This window comes from Streptomyces sp. NPDC040410, assembly GCF_055595715.1.
In genome coordinates this window covers 66,329-83,249 of sequence record NZ_JBVIVK010000002.1, presented here as the reverse complement: position 1 = coordinate 83,249, position 16,921 = coordinate 66,329, and the positions used below count along the sequence as shown (strand labels likewise).

The 16,921-nt window shown below is 70.6% G+C and carries 17 protein-coding genes; 8 read left to right on the top strand and 9 right to left on the bottom strand.

Annotation, left to right across the window (positions count from 1 at the left end):
• Nucleotides 1-18 precede the first annotated feature (18 nt).
• A complete protein-coding gene (locus tag ACZ562_RS04370; protein WP_471174140.1) occupies nucleotides 19-1,302 on the bottom strand; it encodes an ion channel protein in 1,284 nt (427 codons plus the stop codon).
• A gap of 111 nt (nucleotides 1,303-1,413) precedes the next feature.
• Between ACZ562_RS04370 and ACZ562_RS04365 the strand changes: the two genes are divergently transcribed.
• Nucleotides 1,414-2,184, top strand: a complete 771-nt coding sequence (locus ACZ562_RS04365) for a MerR family transcriptional regulator (RefSeq protein ID WP_471174139.1) — start codon at nucleotides 1,414-1,416, stop codon at nucleotides 2,182-2,184.
• A gap of 15 nt (nucleotides 2,185-2,199) precedes the next feature.
• On the opposite strand, the gene ACZ562_RS04360 is transcribed toward ACZ562_RS04365, so the two are convergent.
• Nucleotides 2,200-2,565, bottom strand: a complete 366-nt coding sequence (locus ACZ562_RS04360) for a YbjQ family protein (RefSeq protein ID WP_471174138.1) — start codon at nucleotides 2,563-2,565, stop codon at nucleotides 2,200-2,202.
• Nucleotides 2,566-2,698: 133 nt separating this feature from the next.
• On the opposite strand from ACZ562_RS04360, the gene ACZ562_RS04355 reads away from it, so the two are divergent.
• Complete coding sequence (locus ACZ562_RS04355; protein ID WP_471174137.1) at nucleotides 2,699-3,598, top strand: DedA family protein; 900 nt, start codon at nucleotides 2,699-2,701, stop codon at nucleotides 3,596-3,598.
• A 61-nt stretch (nucleotides 3,599-3,659) separates the two neighbouring features.
• Here the strand turns inward: ACZ562_RS04355 and ACZ562_RS04350 are convergent, their stop codons facing one another.
• Together ACZ562_RS04350 and ACZ562_RS04345 are read right to left on the bottom strand one after the other, a co-directional pair.
• A complete protein-coding gene (locus ACZ562_RS04350; RefSeq protein WP_471174136.1) occupies nucleotides 3,660-5,351 on the bottom strand; it encodes a threonine/serine exporter family protein in 1,692 nt (563 codons plus the stop codon).
• Between the two features lie 102 nt (nucleotides 5,352-5,453).
• Complete coding sequence (locus ACZ562_RS04345) at nucleotides 5,454-5,945, bottom strand: inorganic diphosphatase (protein WP_003991985.1); 492 nt, start codon at nucleotides 5,943-5,945, stop codon at nucleotides 5,454-5,456.
• 79 nt (nucleotides 5,946-6,024) lie between these two features.
• Here ACZ562_RS04345 and dacB point away from each other — a divergent pair, with 79 nt between their 5' ends.
• The 6 genes from dacB to folE all read left to right on the top strand — a co-directional run bounded on the left by dacB (nucleotide 6,025) and on the right by folE (nucleotide 13,603).
• Nucleotides 6,025-7,584, top strand: a complete 1,560-nt coding sequence (gene dacB, locus ACZ562_RS04340) for a D-alanyl-D-alanine carboxypeptidase/D-alanyl-D-alanine endopeptidase (protein ID WP_471174135.1) — start codon at nucleotides 6,025-6,027, stop codon at nucleotides 7,582-7,584.
• A gap of 54 nt (nucleotides 7,585-7,638) precedes the next feature.
• Nucleotides 7,639-8,772 carry a zinc-dependent metalloprotease gene (locus ACZ562_RS04335; RefSeq protein ID WP_471174134.1) on the top strand — a complete coding sequence of 378 codons (1,134 nt, stop codon included), beginning with the start codon at nucleotides 7,639-7,641 and terminating at the stop codon, nucleotides 8,770-8,772.
• 191 nt (nucleotides 8,773-8,963) lie between these two features.
• On the top strand, nucleotides 8,964-10,004 hold the full coding sequence (tilS, locus tag ACZ562_RS04330) for a tRNA lysidine(34) synthetase TilS (RefSeq protein ID WP_471174133.1): 1,041 nt from the start codon (nucleotides 8,964-8,966) through the stop codon (nucleotides 10,002-10,004).
• Nucleotides 10,005-10,074: 70 nt separating this feature from the next.
• Complete coding sequence (gene hpt, locus ACZ562_RS04325; protein WP_471174755.1) at nucleotides 10,075-10,635, top strand: hypoxanthine phosphoribosyltransferase; 561 nt, start codon at nucleotides 10,075-10,077, stop codon at nucleotides 10,633-10,635.
• Nucleotides 10,636-10,831: 196 nt separating this feature from the next.
• The gene (ftsH, locus tag ACZ562_RS04320) at nucleotides 10,832-12,871 is read left to right on the top strand and encodes an ATP-dependent zinc metalloprotease FtsH (RefSeq protein WP_471174753.1); all 2,040 of its coding nucleotides are present in this window, start codon (nucleotides 10,832-10,834) and stop codon (nucleotides 12,869-12,871) included.
• 126 nt (nucleotides 12,872-12,997) lie between these two features.
• Nucleotides 12,998-13,603: a GTP cyclohydrolase I FolE gene (folE, locus tag ACZ562_RS04315; protein WP_471174131.1), complete on the top strand. Its 606-nt coding sequence runs from the start codon at nucleotides 12,998-13,000 to the stop codon at nucleotides 13,601-13,603.
• A 72-nt stretch (nucleotides 13,604-13,675) separates the two neighbouring features.
• Here folE and ACZ562_RS04310 read toward each other — a convergent pair whose 3' ends face one another.
• From ACZ562_RS04310 to folP, 5 genes are all read right to left on the bottom strand, one after another.
• Nucleotides 13,676-14,161 carry a DUF3180 domain-containing protein gene (locus ACZ562_RS04310; protein WP_471174129.1) on the bottom strand — a complete coding sequence of 162 codons (486 nt, stop codon included), beginning with the start codon at nucleotides 14,159-14,161 and terminating at the stop codon, nucleotides 13,676-13,678.
• A 61-nt stretch (nucleotides 14,162-14,222) separates the two neighbouring features.
• The gene (folK, locus tag ACZ562_RS04305) at nucleotides 14,223-14,834 is read right to left on the bottom strand and encodes a 2-amino-4-hydroxy-6-hydroxymethyldihydropteridine diphosphokinase (RefSeq protein WP_471174127.1); all 612 of its coding nucleotides are present in this window, start codon (nucleotides 14,832-14,834) and stop codon (nucleotides 14,223-14,225) included.
• Nucleotides 14,831-15,190, bottom strand: coding sequence for a dihydroneopterin aldolase (gene folB, locus ACZ562_RS04300; RefSeq protein WP_471174125.1), 360 nt, complete (start codon nucleotides 15,188-15,190; stop codon nucleotides 14,831-14,833). Before folB ends, folK begins: the two co-directional genes overlap by 4 nt.
• A 283-nt stretch (nucleotides 15,191-15,473) precedes the next feature.
• Nucleotides 15,474-15,974 carry a nuclear transport factor 2 family protein gene (locus ACZ562_RS04295; RefSeq protein ID WP_471174123.1) on the bottom strand — a complete coding sequence of 167 codons (501 nt, stop codon included), beginning with the start codon at nucleotides 15,972-15,974 and terminating at the stop codon, nucleotides 15,474-15,476.
• On the bottom strand, nucleotides 15,971-16,876 hold the full coding sequence (folP, locus tag ACZ562_RS04290) for a dihydropteroate synthase (protein WP_471174121.1): 906 nt from the start codon (nucleotides 16,874-16,876) through the stop codon (nucleotides 15,971-15,973). The genes ACZ562_RS04295 and folP overlap by 4 nt, the downstream gene beginning before the upstream one ends.
• Between the last annotated feature and the right edge of the window lie 45 nt (nucleotides 16,877-16,921).

Genomic DNA, 16,921 nt, shown 5'->3' with positions numbered 1-16,921 from the left:
TGAGAGGTTCAACGGGGATCAGCGGACGGAGGTTCCGTCCGCGCGCAACTGCATCTGCGGCCGCCCGGTGACCAGCAGCCAGGCGGGCAGCGAGGCGATGCACAGGACGGCGAGGATCGGGGGCGAGGCCACCAGGACGGCGGCCGTGAACAGGCTCACCCACCCCTGCCGGGTGATGGCGAGAAGGGTGCCCAGCACGCCGGCGGCGACACCGATCGCCTCAGGCACGGACGGCACCAGGGCGTGGGCGCCCAGGCCGAGGGCGGCGCCGACGAAGACGGCCGGGAAGATCCGCCCGCCCCGGAAGCCGCAGGACGCGGCGACGACCAGCGCGGCCAGCTTCACCACCGCCATCTTGGTGAACTCCCCGGCCGACCAGCCGTCGGGATCGCTCGCCAGCTCCCCGACCTCCTCCAGGCCTTTGAAGAGCGTCAGCTGGCCGCCCAAGGCTCCCAGAAGGCCCAGCACGAACCCGCCGGCCGGAAGCGCGAGCATGGGGTGCCGGAGGCGGGAGAAGGCCCGGTGGACGTACGGGAAGGCGTACACGGCGCACATGCCGAGCACCGCCGCCACGGACGCGATCACCACCGCGGCCAGCAGATCGCCCCAGCCCGGATGGCCGAACGGGGGCAGATGCAGGTCGAAGGCCGGCTCGGTCACCAGGTCGGTCGTGACGGCGCCCGCGGCGCCCGCGGCGAGTGGCGCGAAGACGCTGTCCCACAGCGGCCCCCGCATCCGGCGCCCGGCCATCGCCTCGGAGATGACCAGCGCCGCCGCGACCGGTGTACCGAACAGTGCGCCGATCGTCGCCGCCTCTGCCAGCACCACCCACACCTCTCCCGGGCTGCGGGGAAACAGCTTGCGGCCCGCCCAGAACGCCAGCCCGACGTTCACGGCGATGATCGGGTTCTCCGGGCCGAGGCTCGGTCCGCCCGCCAGCATCAGCGCCGCCGCCAGCAGCAGGCCCGGGAGCACGGCCGGCGGGAGCACGGGGGCGTTCAGCCCGACGGTGGCCGGGTCGGGCCCCGCATGCCCCGGCACCTTCCACACCACGAGACCCACGAGGATGCCGGTCGAGGTGAGCACGACGAGCATCCACAGCACGGAGTACCTGCCCACCCCCAGCGCGTCGGGCAGGTCCTGCCACAGCACGTCCTGGAGCTGCTCGGCCGCCGAGTCCACCCCGATCAGCAGCAGACTCGCCCCGACGCCCACGACGAGGGCGGGGAGGATCAGCGGCAGCAGAGTGCGCGCCGGTGTCGCCGGGGCGGTGGGCGCCTGCGGCGCGGTGTCCTGTGCCACGGGCTCACCATAAGCGGGCAAAACAGACAGAACATCTTGAGTGGGCGGGACTTGCACCTCACGTGGCGTAAGGCATCAGCGTGGAGGCGTACCGAGAAGGGAGCGGACGAAGTGAGCTACTCCGTGGGACAGGTCGCCGGCTTCGCCGGGGTCACGGTGCGCACCCTGCACCACTACGACGACATCGGCCTGCTCGCCCCGAGCGAGCGCAGCCATGCGGGGCACCGGCGCTACAGCGACGCCGACCTCGACCGGCTCCAGCAGATCCTGTTCTACCGGGAGCTGGGCTTCCCGCTCGACGAGGTCGCCGCCCTGCTCGACGACCAGGCCACCGGCAGAGCCGACCCGCGCGCGCACCTGCGCCGCCAGCACGAACTGCTGACCGCCCGGATCGAGAAGCTGCAGAAGATGGCCGCGGCCGTGGAGCACGCCATGGAGGCACGCACGATGGGCATCAACCTCACACCGGAAGAGAAGTTCGAGGTCTTCGGCGACAAGGACCCCGAACAGTACGCCGAGGAGGCCGAACAGCGCTGGGGCGGCACGCAGGAGTACGCCGAGTCGCAGCGCCGGGCCGCCCGCTACACCAAGGACGACTGGAAGCGCATCCAGGCCGAAGCGGCCGCATGGAGCGAGCGCTACGCCGCCCTCATGGCCGCGGGTGAGGAGCCGTCCGGCGAGGCGGCGACGGACCTGGCCGAGGAGCACCGGCAGCACATCTGCACATGGTTCTACGAGTGCTCGTACGAACTCCACCGGTGCCTTGCCGAGATGTACGTCTCGGACGAGCGCTTCAAGGCCTTCTACGACTCCGTGCGGCCCGGCCTCGCCGAGCACCTCAAGGAGGCGATCCTGGCGAACGCCGCCCGCCGCACCGCGTAGCGGCCCCCGGGAGGCCTACTCCCGGGCCAGCACCACCGCCGTGCCGTACGCGCACACCTCCGTGCCCACGTCGGCCGCCTCGGTGACGTCGAAGCGGAACATCAGGACGGCGTTCGCGCCACGCGCGCGTGCCTGCTCGACGAGCCGCTCCATGGCCTGGTTCCGGGTCTGCACGAGGGTCTTGGTGAGCCCCTTGAGCTCACCGCCGATCATCGACTTCAGCCCCGCGCCGATCTGGCTGCCCAGGTGCCGGGAGCGCACGGTCAGTCCGAAGACCTCGCCGAGGACCTCCTGCACGCGGTGGCCGGGTACGTCGTTCGTGGTCACTACGAGGACGTCGGGCTGGGGACCCTGACCGCCGCCGTATTCTTCGATGCCCATGGTCCCCAGCTTTGTCCCAGCCGGGGCACAGTGCATCCTGGGAGGGCCATCGGAACCGGGGCCGCCGGTGCCGCGTTGGTACTTTTGGGGCAGCCCGCCCCAGCCCGCCCTCCCCTGCAGGAGCCACAAACCCGTGACCACCCTTGCGCTCGGCCCCGAGTGGATCAGCCCGGACTACCTGATCGAGACCTTCAGCCTGGCTGGCATCCTGCTGATCGTCTTCGCCGAGTCGGGGCTCTTCGCCTTCCTGCCGGGCGACTCGCTCCTGTTCACCGCGGGCCTGTTCGTGGCCCAGGGGCAGTACATCAGCCAGCCGCTGTGGCTCGTCTGCTTCCTGATCGTGCTGGCCGCCGTCCTCGGCGACCAGGTGGGATACATGATCGGCAAGTTCCTGGGCCCGAAACTCTTCAACCGGCCGGGCTCCAAGCTCTTCAGACAGGAGAACCTGGACAAGGCCCACGAGTTCATGGAGAAGTACGGCCCCAAGGCGATCGTCCTCGCCCGGTTCGTGCCGATCGTGCGCACCTTCGCCCCCATCGTGGCGGGCGCCGGCCGCATGAAGTACCGCACGTTCCTCACGTACAACCTCATCGGCGGCGTGGCCTGGGGCACCGGCGTCACGCTCGCGGGTTACTGGCTCGGCCAGATCGACGTCATCAAGAAGAACGTCGAGGCGATCCTCGTCCTGATCGTCCTGGTGTCCGTGGTGCCGATCATCATCGAGTTCCTGCGTGAGCGCTCCAAGAAGAAGCGCGCCGCCGCCCAGGCCCCGGCGACCGCCCGGCATCAGCCCCCGGTCATGGACGACGCCACGACCCGGCTGCGCCGCATCCCCCCGACCGACCAGCCCCACAACGACCGGCAGCAGTACGGCAACCAGGGCGACCACGGCCAACAGCAGTACGGCTACGACCAGTACTACGGCCAGACCCCCCAGCAGCAGCCCTACGCCCAGCAGTACCCCCAGGGCTACGCCCAACAGCCGTACGACGCCCAGCAGAACCAGCAGCACCCGTACAACGAGGGCCACTGAAAACCCGGTCAGGGGCACGGGGCTGCGACGACGTACGGCTCCGCCGCGTGGGCACCGGTGCTCAGAACCCGCGCGTCCGCTTGGCGGCCCGCCGCTTGTCGGCGGAGCCGATCCGCAGGAACATCCGCGAGATCTCCGACCCGAGATTCACGCCGATGGCGATGGCCATCGCCAGTGCCACCGCCTTCGTCAGCGACACCAACCCCTCGTCCACCTCGTTCTGCGCGATCGACAACAGCCCGAAATACGTGGCGGACCCCGGCAGCAGGGGCCCGATCGCGGCGGTGGTGTAGGGCAGCGCGGACGCGAACCGGTACCGGGCCAGCAACTGCCCGAACAACCCCACCAGACCCGCCGCCGCGGCCGTGGAAGCCACCGGTGAGATACCGCCGGCGTAGTGCAGCGCGCCGTACACCGACCACGCGACACCCCCGTTCAGCGTCACCGCCAGCACGGTGGACCGCTCCTGCTGCAGGAGCACGGCGAAGGTCAGGGACAGCAGCATCGACGCGCCGATCTGCCACAGCGGCCGTTCGGCGATGTTCAGGGCCGCGTCGGGGTTGAGGTGGGCGCCCACCTGCACGCCCACGTAGAGCATCACCAGCACGCCGATGACGATGCCGACGAAGAAGTACATGACCTCCAGCAGGCGCGCCGACGCGGTGATGTAGAAGCCGGTCAGCCCGTCCTGGACGCCCGCAACCAGTGCCCGCCCGGGCAGCAGCGCGAACAGTCCACCGGTGATCACCGCGGACGCCTCCACGTCCACATGCGCCAGCGTCAGCGCGATCCCGATCGCGGCCGGCGGCATGGCGGCCACCGTGAACTGGTAGAACTCCGGCAGCCCGCGCCCCGCGCACAGCCAGGCCAGCCGGTCGCCGAGCATCGCGCCGAGCGCGGCCGCGACGAACACGATCAGGTCACCGCCGACGAGCACGGAGGCCGCACCCGCGAGCAGACCGCTCGCCCCGGTGAGCACCCAGGTGGGGTACGGGTGCCGGTTGCGGCGGATCTCCGCGAGCCGCCGGTAGGCCTCCTCAAGGGAGATGTGGGTCTCCGGGTCGCTGAGGTCGTCCACCAGCCGGAACACGGCCGCGAGGCGTGTGTAGTCGGTGGCCCGGCGGCGCACGGTCCGGGACGCCGTCACCGGGTCGTCGACGAGGGAGGGCTGGTACGAGATCGACAGCAGGGTGAAGGTGACGTTCGGTTCGCAGCGGTCGAGGCCGTAGGAGCGGCAGACCGCGAACATCGCGGCTTCCACGTCCTCCGCGCCCTCGCCGCCCGCCAGCAGGAGTTCGCCGATACGCAGCGTCAGGTCGAGCACGCGCGGGACGGCGGGGCCCACCTCCTCCGCCTTGGGCACCCGCTCCGGCGCGGGCCGCTCGGCCACCGGCATCCGCAGCATCGTGCGCATCCGGTCCTGCCAGGGCACGTCCTTGGTCAGGCTCACCGTGGGGATGCCCCCGGGCGGCGTGAACGCCGCCGGCGCCTGCCTGTCACTGTAGGTGCGCGGCGGGCTGAAGGCCGACCCCTCGGCGTCGGCGCCGGGCGGCTGCGGGACGTCGAGCCCGTCGGGGAGGGCGAACTCGGACGTCGTCTCCGGCTCCGCGCGGTCCCTGGGCACGGCGAGCCCGTCCGGGACGGCGAACTCGGACGTCGCCGACGACTCGCCGTCCGCCGACGGAGGTCCCGGAGGTGCGAACACACTCCTCGCCTCGTCCGATCGCGGCTTGCGGTTCTCCGCGTCCGTCACTCCCCAGCGCTCCCTGTACGACCCGTCCAGCAAGCCTCAGTATGCGCACAGACGCGCAACGGGCCGCACGCGTACGCGTGCGGCCCGTTCGCGACAGAGGGCTCAGTGACCGCCCTGCTCCTTGAAGCGCTTGTAGGACCGCTCGATCTCGGCCTCCGCGTCCGTACGGCCCACCCAGTTGGCGCCCTCGACCGACTTGCCGGGCTCCAGGTCCTTGTACACCTCGAAGAAGTGCTGGATCTCCAGGCGGTCGAACTCGGACACGTGGTGGATGTCGCGCAGGTGCTCGACACGCGGGTCGTGCGCGGGCACGCACAGCAGCTTGTCGTCGCCGCCGGCCTCGTCCGTCATCCGGAACATGCCGATGGCGCGGCACTGAATGAGGCAGCCGGGGAAGGTCGGCTCGTCCAGGATGACCAGCGCGTCCAGCGGGTCGCCGTCCTCGCCGAGGGTGTTCTCGACGAAGCCGTAGTCGGCCGGGTAGCTGGTCGAGGTGAAGAGGCGACGGTCCAGGCGGATCCGACCGGTCTCGTGGTCCACCTCGTACTTGTTCCGCGAACCCTTCGGAATCTCGATCGTGACGTCGAACTCCACCGGTGGCTCCTCCATGATCAGCACATAGTTCTGGTGGTTAAGTGTCCCTCACGCAGGTGTGTGATCGCGAAAGGGGCTGGTGATCGTGCCAGAGCTGAGGCCTTGGCGGACCGCGAGACCGCACGTGGTGCGGGCCGCGAACGCCGTACGACCGCGTCTGGCACGGGCCGCGGCGGCCGCGAAACCGCAGGTCGCGCGGATCACGAGGCCGAAGACCTGGCAGTACACCGCCGGTGCCGCCACCGCCGGGCTGGCGCTGGCCGCCGCAGTGGTGACCGCCGCCGGCCCCTGGGACTCCTCCGGTCAGCGTACGGCGGAGCGGGACAGGGCAGCAGCCCAGGGGGGCACGGGTGGCACAGATCACGGCGGGGAACCCGGCTCCGGTACGACGTCCTCGGCACCCCGACCCGCCCCCAGCGCCGTCTCCGTCCTCACCGGCCTCGGCGGCTCCGCCGGCACCGTCGAGGCCGCACCGGACGCGAAGGCCCTCGCCGCGGCCCTGGACCCGCTCCTGAAGGACGCCGCGCTCGGCACCAGCCGCGCCGCCGCGGTCGTGGACGTCGCCACCGGCGAACGCCTCTACGGCACCGGCGCCGACGTGTCGCTGACCCCCGCCTCCACCACCAAGATCGCCACCGCCGTCGCCGCCCTGTCCGCCATGGGCGCCGACCACCGCCTCACCACCCGCGCCGCCTTCGAACCCGACACCGACGAACTCGTCCTCGTGGGCGCCGGCGACCCCACCCTCACCGCCCACGAGGACGCCGAAGGCTGGGCCAGCCTGCGCACACTCGCCGACAGGACCGCGGCCGCCCTGAAGAAGAGTGACGTGCGCGAGGTGACGCTCTCGTACGACACCACCCTCTACTCGGGCCCCCGGACCCACCCGATCGGGGCCAACGACAACCTCGCCCCGGTCAGCGCCCTGATGGCCGACGAGGCCCGCACGGACGACTCCACCAGCGGCCCGGCGGCCCGCGTGCCGGATCCGGCGGCGGACGCGGCCCGCACGTTCGCCGACCTCCTCGGCGACCACGGCATCAGGACGACGTCCCCCGGCCCCTCCAAGGCCACCGGCCGCGCGAAAACCCTCGCCGCCGTCTCCTCGCCCCCGCTCTCGGACCTCGTCGAACGCATGCTCACCAACAGCGACAACGACATCGCCGAGGCCCTCGCCCGCCAGACGGCCGTGGCGACGGGCACACGCGCCGACTTCGCCGGCGCCGCCGCCGCCGTCAACGCCCAGCTGAAGAAGCTGGGGCTGCCGATGTCCGGCGCCGCCTTCCACGACGGCAGCGGCCTCGACCGCGCCGACCGGCTCACGGCGAACCTGCTCACCGCGCTGCTCGTCAAGGCCGGCGATCCCGCCCACCCCGAACTCCGCCCGGCCCTCACCGGCCTTCCGGTGGCCGGTTTCACGGGAACCCTGACCAGCCGCTACACGGACGGCGCGGCAGGCATCGTACGAGCCAAGACCGGCACCCTCACGGGCGTGAACACCCTGGCCGGAACGGTCGTCGACCAGGACGGCCGCCTCCTGGCCTTCGCGTTCCTGGCCTCGGACACGACGGATCGGGAGGCGGCCCAGTCGGCACTGGACAGGACGGCGACGGCGCTGGCGGGATGCGGCTGCGGATAGCCGCCGCCACAGCACGGCCTGCCCCCAGCGGCAGTGCTCACGTACGGTTGACGCATGACGAGCATCGGTGGTGCTGCTTCATCCGGCATGGTCGACTGGAATCTCGCGGTGGCGACCGCGACCCGGCTCGTACGGCCGGGTCCCGAGGTGAGCCGTGACGAGGCCCGCGCCATCGTCGCGGAACTGCGCCGACACGCCAAAGCCTCGGAGGAACACGTCCGGGGCTTCACTCGTATGGGCACGGAAGACATCCACGACACCCCGGTACTCGTCGTCGACCGCCCCGGCTGGGTCCGGGCCAACGTCGCCGGATTCCGCGAGATCCTCAAACCGCTCCTCGACAAGATGCAGGAGCGGCGCGGCAACACGCCCGGCGGCGCGGTCCTCGGCGCCTTCGGCGGCAAGGTCACCGGCGTCGAACTCGGCATGCTCCTGTCCTTCCTGGCCTCCCGCGTCCTCGGCCAGTACGAGACCTTCGCCCCGGACACCCGCGAACTGCCGGCCGGCCGGGGCGGCGGCGGCCGACTGCTGCTCGTCGCCCCGAACATCGTGCATGTCGAGCGCGAACTCGACGTCCAGCCCCACGACTTCCGCCTGTGGGTGTGCCTGCACGAGGAGACGCACCGCACCCAGTTCACGGCCGTGCCCTGGCTGCGCGACCACCTCGAGGGCGAAATCCAGTCTTTCCTCGGGGAGACCGACGTCGACCCCATGACTGTCCTGGAACGCATCCGGGAAGCCGCACAGTCCCTCGCCGGCGGCCGCCCCGAAGGCGAGGAGGACGACGGCGGACGCTCCCTCGTCGAGATCGTGCAGACCCCGGCCCAGCGCGAGATCCTCGGCCGCCTCACCGCCGTGATGTCCCTCCTCGAAGGACACGCCGACTTCGTGATGGACGGCGTCGGCCCCCAGGTCGTACCGACCGTCGCGGAGATCCGCGAGAAGTTCCAGCAGCGGCGCGCCAAGGGCGCCTCCCGGCTCGACCTGGCCCTGCGCAAACTGCTCGGCCTGGACGCGAAACTCAAGCAGTACCGGGACGGCGAACGCTTCGTACGGGCCGTCGTCGACCAGGTCGGCATGGACGGCTTCAACCGCGTGTGGACCTCCCCGAACACACTTCCGACCAAGGCCGAGATCGCCAAACCGGCGGACTGGGTCGCCCGGGTGCACCGCAAAGCCGAGTCGTGAACGCCGCGGGGCATGGTGAAACTAATCCGGCCGACGGCAGGCGAACGCCCCTTCAATCACCCGTTGGAGGGACCGTGAGCCGTGCGTAGGCGTGCAATGCTCGGGGAACGACCCGGTTCTGTCACCATCGACACACTCTGAGTGACCGAGCTCGGGCTCACCCCCCGACAACCTCATGAAGGGAACCGGACATGGGTCCCCATCCTGCGGTCGCGGCGATACGCCTGGCAGTGCGCCACGTCCTCCACGACATCCTCAACGACCACCAGACCACCGAGATCCTCGCCACCCCCGCACCGACCCCGCACGAGCGCCCCCCGTCGCCGCTCGTGCTCGTGGCATGCTCCGGCGGCGCCGACTCGATGGCCCTCGCCTCCGCCCTGGCCTTCGAAGCCCCCAAACTCGGCATCCGGGCCGGCGGCATCACCGTCGACCACGGACTGCAGGCCGGCTCCGACCTGCGCGCCGGGGAAGTCGTCCTGCGGCTGCGCGAACTCGGCCTCGACCCGGTGGAGTCGACCGCTGTGACCGTCGGCCGCGAAGGCGGCCCCGAGGCCGCCGCCCGCGACGCCCGCTACGCCGCGCTCGACGCCGCCGCCGTCCGCCACGGCGCCGCCGCCGTCCTGCTCGGCCACACCCGCGACGACCAAGCTGAAACCGTCCTGCTGGGTCTGGCCCGCGGTTCCGGCATCCGCTCCCTGTCCGGAATGGCCGCGGTCTCGGGGGCCGACGGCCGTTACCGCCGTCCCTTCCTCCAACTCGACCGGCAGACCGCCCGCACGGCCTGCATGGCACAGTCCCTCCCCGTCTGGGACGACCCGCACAACGCCGACCCCGCGTACACGCGTTCGCGGCTGCGCCACGAGGGCCTGCCCGCCCTGGAGAAGGCGCTCGGCAAGGGCGTCGTCGAGGCCCTCGCCCGTACGGCCCAACTCTCCCGCGACGACGCCGACGCCCTGGACAGCTGGGCCGGCCAGGCCGAGGCCTCCGTACGCGACGCCACCGGCCTCCTCGAATGCGCCAAGCTGCACGCCCTGCCGCCCGCCGTGCGCCGTCGCATCCTTCGCCGGGCCGCCATCGAGGCCGGCGCTCCGGCAGGCTCGCTCTTCGCCCGCCACATCGAGGAAGTCGACCGGCTGATCACCGGCTGGCGCGGCCAGGGGGCCATCAATCTCCCGGGCAAAGTCGTCGCCCAGCGGCAGGGTGGCAGACTGGTGATTCGGCAAGGCTGAATCCCACCCCGTTTCGGGGAGGACCGGGCCCCTCCGAGGGACCGGGCAGCCGGTGGGACGACCGAAAGTGATGCGGGTGGACGCGAAAGACATGGGTGCCGACCTCAAGCAGGTGCTCATCACCAAGGAAGAGATCGACGCGAAGCTGGTCGATCTGGCCGCGAAGATCGACGCTGAGTACGCGGGCAAGGACCTGCTGATCGTCGGCGTCCTCAAGGGCGCGGTGATGGTGATGGCCGACCTGGCCCGGGCGCTGTCCACCCCCGTCACGATGGACTGGATGGCCGTGTCCTCCTACGGCGCGGGCACCCAGTCCTCCGGTGTGGTGCGGATCCTCAAGGACCTCGACACCGACATCAAGGGCAAGCACGTCCTGATCGTCGAGGACATCATCGACTCCGGCCTGACCCTGTCCTGGCTGATCTCCAACCTCGGCTCGCGCGAGCCCGCCTCCCTGAAGGTGTGCACCCTGCTGCGCAAGCCCGAGGCCGCCAAGGTCGCGATCGACGTGGAGTGGGTCGGCTTCGACATCCCCAACGAGTTCGTCGTCGGCTACGGCCTCGACTACGCCGAGAAGTACCGCAACCTTCCGTTCGTCGGTACGCTCGCGCCCCACGTCTATGGCGGCTGACCCGAAGGGCCGGGCGCCTTCGGGACGCCCGTAGGACGATCGGGAACCCCGGCGGACCTCGCGCCGTTGGAGCATGCAGACGGGTTCGACAGCCGGTCCGTGCGCCTTCGCGCGACAAAGCTGGGGTACCGTCAGAAGAACTGTCTTTATCAAACTCACTATGGCAGGAGGGACGGGGCGGCACCGCTCCGTATGGATGGACGTGAAGCGATACTTCCGTGGGCCGGTCATGTGGATCGTGCTGGCCGTCCTTGCCGTGGTCGTGTTGATGCAGGTCGTCGGCTCGTCCGGCGGCTACAAGACGGTGGACACCGGCCAGGTCGTCCAGGCGATCAATGACAACAAGGTCGAGTCGGCCAAGCTGACCACCGGCGACGAGCAGATCATCAAGGTCCAGCTCAAGGACGGCGACAAGGTCGAGGGCAGCTCGAAGATCCAGGCGAGCTACATCGGCGACCAGGGCGTGGCCATCGCCAACACGCTGCAGACCAAGTACCAGGACAAGCAGATCCCCGACGGCTACACGGTCTCGCCGACGAAGCAGAACGCCTTCGTCGGGATCCTGCTGTCCCTGCTCCCCTTCGTCCTCATCGTGGTCGTCTTCCTGTTCCTGATGAACCAGATGCAGGGCGGCGGCTCCCGCGTCATGAACTTCGGGAAGTCCAAGGCGAAGCTCATCACCAAGGACACCCCGAAGACGACGTTCGCGGACGTCGCCGGCTCGGACGAGGCCGTCGAGGAGCTCCACGAGATCAAGGAGTTCCTCCAGGAACCGGCGAAGTTCCAGGCAGTCGGGGCGAAGATCCCCAAGGGCGTACTCCTGTACGGCCCTCCCGGCACCGGCAAGACCCTGCTCGCACGCGCCGTGGCGGGCGAGGCCGGCGTCCCGTTCTACTCGATCTCCGGTTCCGACTTCGTCGAGATGTTCGTCGGTGTCGGTGCCTCCCGAGTCCGTGACCTGTTCGAGCAGGCCAAGGCGAACGCCCCGGCGATCGTCTTCGTCGACGAGATCGACGCGGTCGGCCGCCACCGCGGCGCCGGCCTCGGCGGCGGGCACGACGAGCGCGAGCAGACGCTGAACCAGCTGCTCGTCGAGATGGACGGCTTCGACGTCAAGGGCGGCGTGATCCTCATCGCCGCCACGAACCGTCCCGACATCCTCGACCCGGCCCTCCTGCGCCCCGGCCGCTTCGACCGCCAGATCGCGGTCGACCGCCCGGACATGCAGGGCCGTCTGGAGATCCTCAAGGTCCACCAGAAGGGCAAGCCGGTCGCTCCCGACGTCGACCTGTCGGCTGTCGCCCGCCGCACGCCGGGCTTCACCGGCGCCGACCTGTCGAACGTGCTGAACGAGGCTGCGCTGCTCACCGCCCGCAGCGACCGCAAGCTCATCGACAACCAGATGCTGGACGAGGCGATCGACCGGGTGGTCGCGGGCCCGCAGAAGCGGACCCGGATCATGTCGGACAAGGAGAAGAAGATCACCGCGTACCACGAGGGCGGCCACGCCCTGGTCGCGGCGGCGTCCCCGAACTCCGACCCGGTCCACAAGATCACGATCCTCTCGCGGGGCCGTGCCCTCGGCTACACGATGGTCCTCCCGGACGAGGACAAGTACTCGACCACCCGTAACGAGATGCTCGACCAGCTCGCCTACATGCTGGGCGGTCGCGCCGCCGAGGAACTGGTCTTCCACGACCCGACCACGGGCGCGGCGAACGACATCGAGAAGGCCACGACAACGGCCCGCGCGATGGTCACGCAGTACGGCATGACCGAGCGTCTCGGCGCCATCAAGTTCGGCGGCGACAACACCGAGCCGTTCCTCGGGCGTGAGATGGCTCACCAGCGCGACTACTCGGAAGAGGTCGCCGCGCTGGTGGACGAAGAGGTCAAGAAGCTCATCGAGAACGCGCACAACGAGGCCTGGGAGATCCTGGTCGAGAACCGCGACGTCCTCGACAACCTGGTGCTTCAGCTGCTGGAGAGGGAGACGCTGGGCAAGGAGGAGATCGCCGAGATCTTCGCCCCGATCGTCAAGCGTCCCCCGCGGCCGGCCTGGACCGGCTCCTCCCGCCGCACGCCCTCGACCCGCCCGCCGGTGCTCTCCCCCAAGGAGCTGGCACTGACGAACGGCGCCAACGGCGCGACGCCGGCGATCTCCACCGCGAAGTCCACCGCGAGCGAGCCCGCCCCGGCGACGGAGACGGCCACCGAGGACCGTCCGGAGGCCTGACACCGGCCCCTGTGACCTCACGGGACCACGGACGGGACCCGGAATGAACGCCGCGGCCCCCAGGTTTTAGCCTGGGGGCCGCGGCGTTTCTGGCCGCATGCGAGATACACAGGAACGAGGCACCAGATGACCGACCCCGTGACGCTGGACGGCGAGGGCTCCATCGGCGAGTTCGACGAGAAGCGCGCCGAGAACGCCATCCGCGAGCTGCTGATCGCGGTCGGAGAGGACCCCGACCGGGAGGGTCTCCGCGAGACGCCGGGGCGGGTGGCGCGGGCGTACAGGGAGATATTCGCGGGGCTGTGGCAGAAGCCTGAAGACGTGCTGACGACGACGTTCGACCTGGGGCACGACGAGATGGTGCTCGTGAAGGACATCGAAGTCCTGAGTTCCTGTGAACACCACCTGGTGCCGTTTGTCGGTGTTGCCCACGTCGGGTACATTCCGTCCACCGACGGCAAGATCACGGGCCTCTCGAAGCTGGCCCGCCTTGTGGACGTCTACGCTCGTCGGCCGCAGGTGCAGGAACGCCTCACCACGCAGATCGCGGACTCCCTGATGAAGATCCTCGAGCCGCGTGGTGTGATCGTCGTCGTGGAGTGCGAGCACATGTGCATGTCGATGCGGGGGGTGCGGAAGCCCGGGGCGAAGACGATCACGTCGGCGGTTCGTGGCCAGCTGCGTGACCCCGCGACCCGGAACGAGGCCATGAGTCTCATCATGGCTCACTGAGTCATGGCTCACTGAGTCATGGCTCACTGATTCATGGGCCCCTGATTCATGGGGTACTGACGCTTCGGCAGGTCACGCCGCCGAAGTCGCCCCCGTGTTCCGGTCGTCGTCCTCCGGGAGTTTGCACACTCGCTCCAGGAAGATGGCCGCCGCTATGACACCGATGCCTGCCAGGACCGCGAAGCCCGCGTAGATGGCCTGGTCGCGGCGGGCGGGGATGTCCAGGGACTCCAGGAGGAAGGCGCCCGTGCCGCCGTACATGCCGGCGACGAGGGCGGCGACCAGGGCGCTGGCCTGGCCGAAGACGACCGCGCGGGCCGCCATCAGAGGGTCGACTCCCTTCGCCCCGGGGCGGCGCTCTCGCTGGGCCTTGAGGCGGGCGCGCAGAGAGAGCGCGGTGGCCAGGAGGACCACGGCGATCACCGCGAGGACGATGGGGGCGGCCAGGGGGACGCTGGGGAGGGTCCCGATCGAGTTCCAGAGGCGGGCGCCCGCCCAGGACAGGATCCCGGCGACGACGAACACGCCGGCCAGCACCCTGATGCGCAGCTCTCTCACGGTGTCCCTTCAGTTCCCCCGGGTCCCCACGGACCGTGGTCGGTCGTCTTGACCTTAACGACTATTCAGGCAGCCGGAGTTCCAGGTCCGCGCGGGGCTCGACGCCGTCGCGGGTGAGGGTGCCGAGGAGGGCGGCGACCGGGCCGCGGCCGGGCAGCTGGGCCTCCGGTTCCACGTCGTGCCAGGGGGCGAGGACGAAGGCGCGTTCGTGGGCGTGCGGGTGAGGGAGGGTGAGGTGCGGGTCGTCGGAGAGGACGTCGGCGTACGCGACGATGTCGACGTCGAGGGTGCGCGGGCCCCAGCGCTCGTCCCGGACCCGGTTGAAGGCCTCCTCGACGGCGTGGGCCCGCTCCAGGAGGGAGGACGGGGGGAGAGTGGTCTTCAGGATCACGACGGCGTTGTAGTACGACGGCTGGCTGCCGGGCTCGACGCCCCACGGCTCCGTCTCGTACACGGGCGACACGGCCTTGATGCGCACGCCCGGGGTGTCCTCGAGGGCGTCGACGGCTCCCTGGAGGGTCTCCAGGCGGTTGCCGAGGTTGGAGCCGAGCGAGAGCACGGCCCGTTTGGGGTTGTGCAGGGTGGTGTCGGCGGCGTCGACCTTCTCGACGACGGAGGCGGGTACCGGCTGTACGGTCGGGTCGCTGTGACCCTCGGTGAAGGACGCGGTCATACTCGGCTCCGGGTGATGGTGACGGTCACGTCGTCGAAGGGGACGGTGATCGGTGCGTCCGGTTTGTGGACGGTGACCGCGACCTCCCGGACCCCTTCGTGCTCCAGACAGGCCTGGGCGATGCGCTCGGCGAGGGTCTCGATGAGGTTGACGGGCTCGCCCTCGACGACGGCCACGACCTCCTCCGCCACGATGCCGTAGTGCACGGTTTTCGCCAGGTCGTCGTCGGCCGCGGCCGGTCGGGTGTCCAGGCCGAGGACGAGGTCCACGACGAAGGTCTGGCCCTCCTCGCGTTCCTGCGGGAACACCCCGTGGTGCCCGCGGGCCTTCAGGCCGCGCAGCGCGACACGATCCACGCGAATCACTCCTGCAATCGTCGGTGACGGCCGGTTCCTGCCGTGTGCGGGCGGCACACCGGCCTCGAACGAATCTACCTGCGGGCACTGACAGGGCCGGGCCACGGGGGCTCGGGCCCGAGCCGGGTCCAGGAGTCTTCACCGTGCGTTTCCCCTGGCGAACCCGGTGGCTTACGGGCTGGTAGCCGCCCCTACCCCGGGCTGCGTGATTCCAACCACGTCTTGCTCCTTGCGGGCGGCCTCCGGCGGTCCCGCGGCGGCCTCCTGGGGCCCGCCTACCCACTCAGGTGGGTGTGTCGTCGCCTTCGTCCTCGTCGTTTTCGGCCAGAACGGGGGAGGCGTGGTGCGACCAGAGTTTCCAGCCGTCGGGTGTGCGGCGGAACACATTCGTGGCGACGACCAGCTGGCCGACGAGCGGTCCGAGTTCCTCGCCGCCCTCGGCGGGGCCGCCGCTGAGGATGTTCTCGGTGCAGGTGACGAGGGCGGTGTCGCCGGTGACGGAGACGTGCACGTCGGTGAGGAAGAACTGGATGTAGTCCGTGTTCGCCATGATCAGCGCGTACGACCTCAGGACGTCGCCGCGGCCGGTGAGCACGGGCCAGCCGGGGTGCACGCAAGAGATCACGCCGGCGTCGGCCGGGTCGTGGTACTCCTCGTCGATGCCCAGGTCGGCCGGGGTGAGCCAGAGCGAGGTCAGCTCTTCGAAGTCGCCGCGTTCCATGGCCTCGTAGAAGGCGGTGTTGGCGAGTTCCACCTGTTCGACATCGGTGTGGGGGGCGCTCACCGCTCTCCTTCGGGGGAGTCCGCGCCCGGCGCGCCTCCTGCGGCGCGCGCTCCCTCGACAGCGCGTGCGACCCGTACCGCGTCCGCCGTCGCGCGTACCTCGTGCACACGTACCGCCCACGCGCCGGCCTGCGCCGCGAGCGCGGACACGGCGGCCGTGGCGGCGTCGCGCTCGCGTGCGGGCGGGGGCGCGCTCTGCGGTCCGGCGAGGACGCGGCCGAGGAACCGCTTGCGGGAGGCGGCCACGAGCAGGGGGTGGCCGAGGGCGAGCAGGCGGTCGAGGTGGGCGAGGAGCGTGAGGTCGTGTTCGGCGTCCTTGGAGAAGCCGAGGCCGGGGTCGACGACGAGGCGGTCCGGGGCGATGCCGCCGGCCAGGACGGCCTCCACGCGCGCGTGCAGTTCGTCGACGACTTCCGTGACGACGTCGTCGTACACGCCCTTGACGTTGCCGCCCTCCAGGAAGCCGCGCCAGTGCATGACGACGAAGGGGGCGCCGGCCTCCGCCACGACACTGATCATCGCGGGGTCGGCGAGGCCGCCGCTGACGTCGTTGACGAGGGCGGCGCCGGCGGCGAGGGCCTTCTCGGCGACGGAGGCGCGCATGGTGTCGACGGAGACGGTGACGCCTTCCGAGGCGAGACCGCGGACGACGGGGACGACGCGCCTGAGTTCCTCGGCCTCGTCGACGCGGGTGGCGCCGGGGCGGGTGGACTCGCCGCCGACGTCGACCAGGTCCGCGCCCTCGCTGACGAGGGCGAGGCCGTGTTCGACGGCGGCCGTCGTGTCGAACCAGCGGCCGCCGTCGGAGAAGGAATCGGGGGTGACGTTCACGACTCCCATGACCGCGCAGCGGTCCCATTCCGGAAGGCCCGCGACGCGCCCGCGTCCGCTCTGCTTGCTCATACGTTCAGCGTAGGCCCAGGGCGGGCCGGGTAAGCCGGCAAGCCC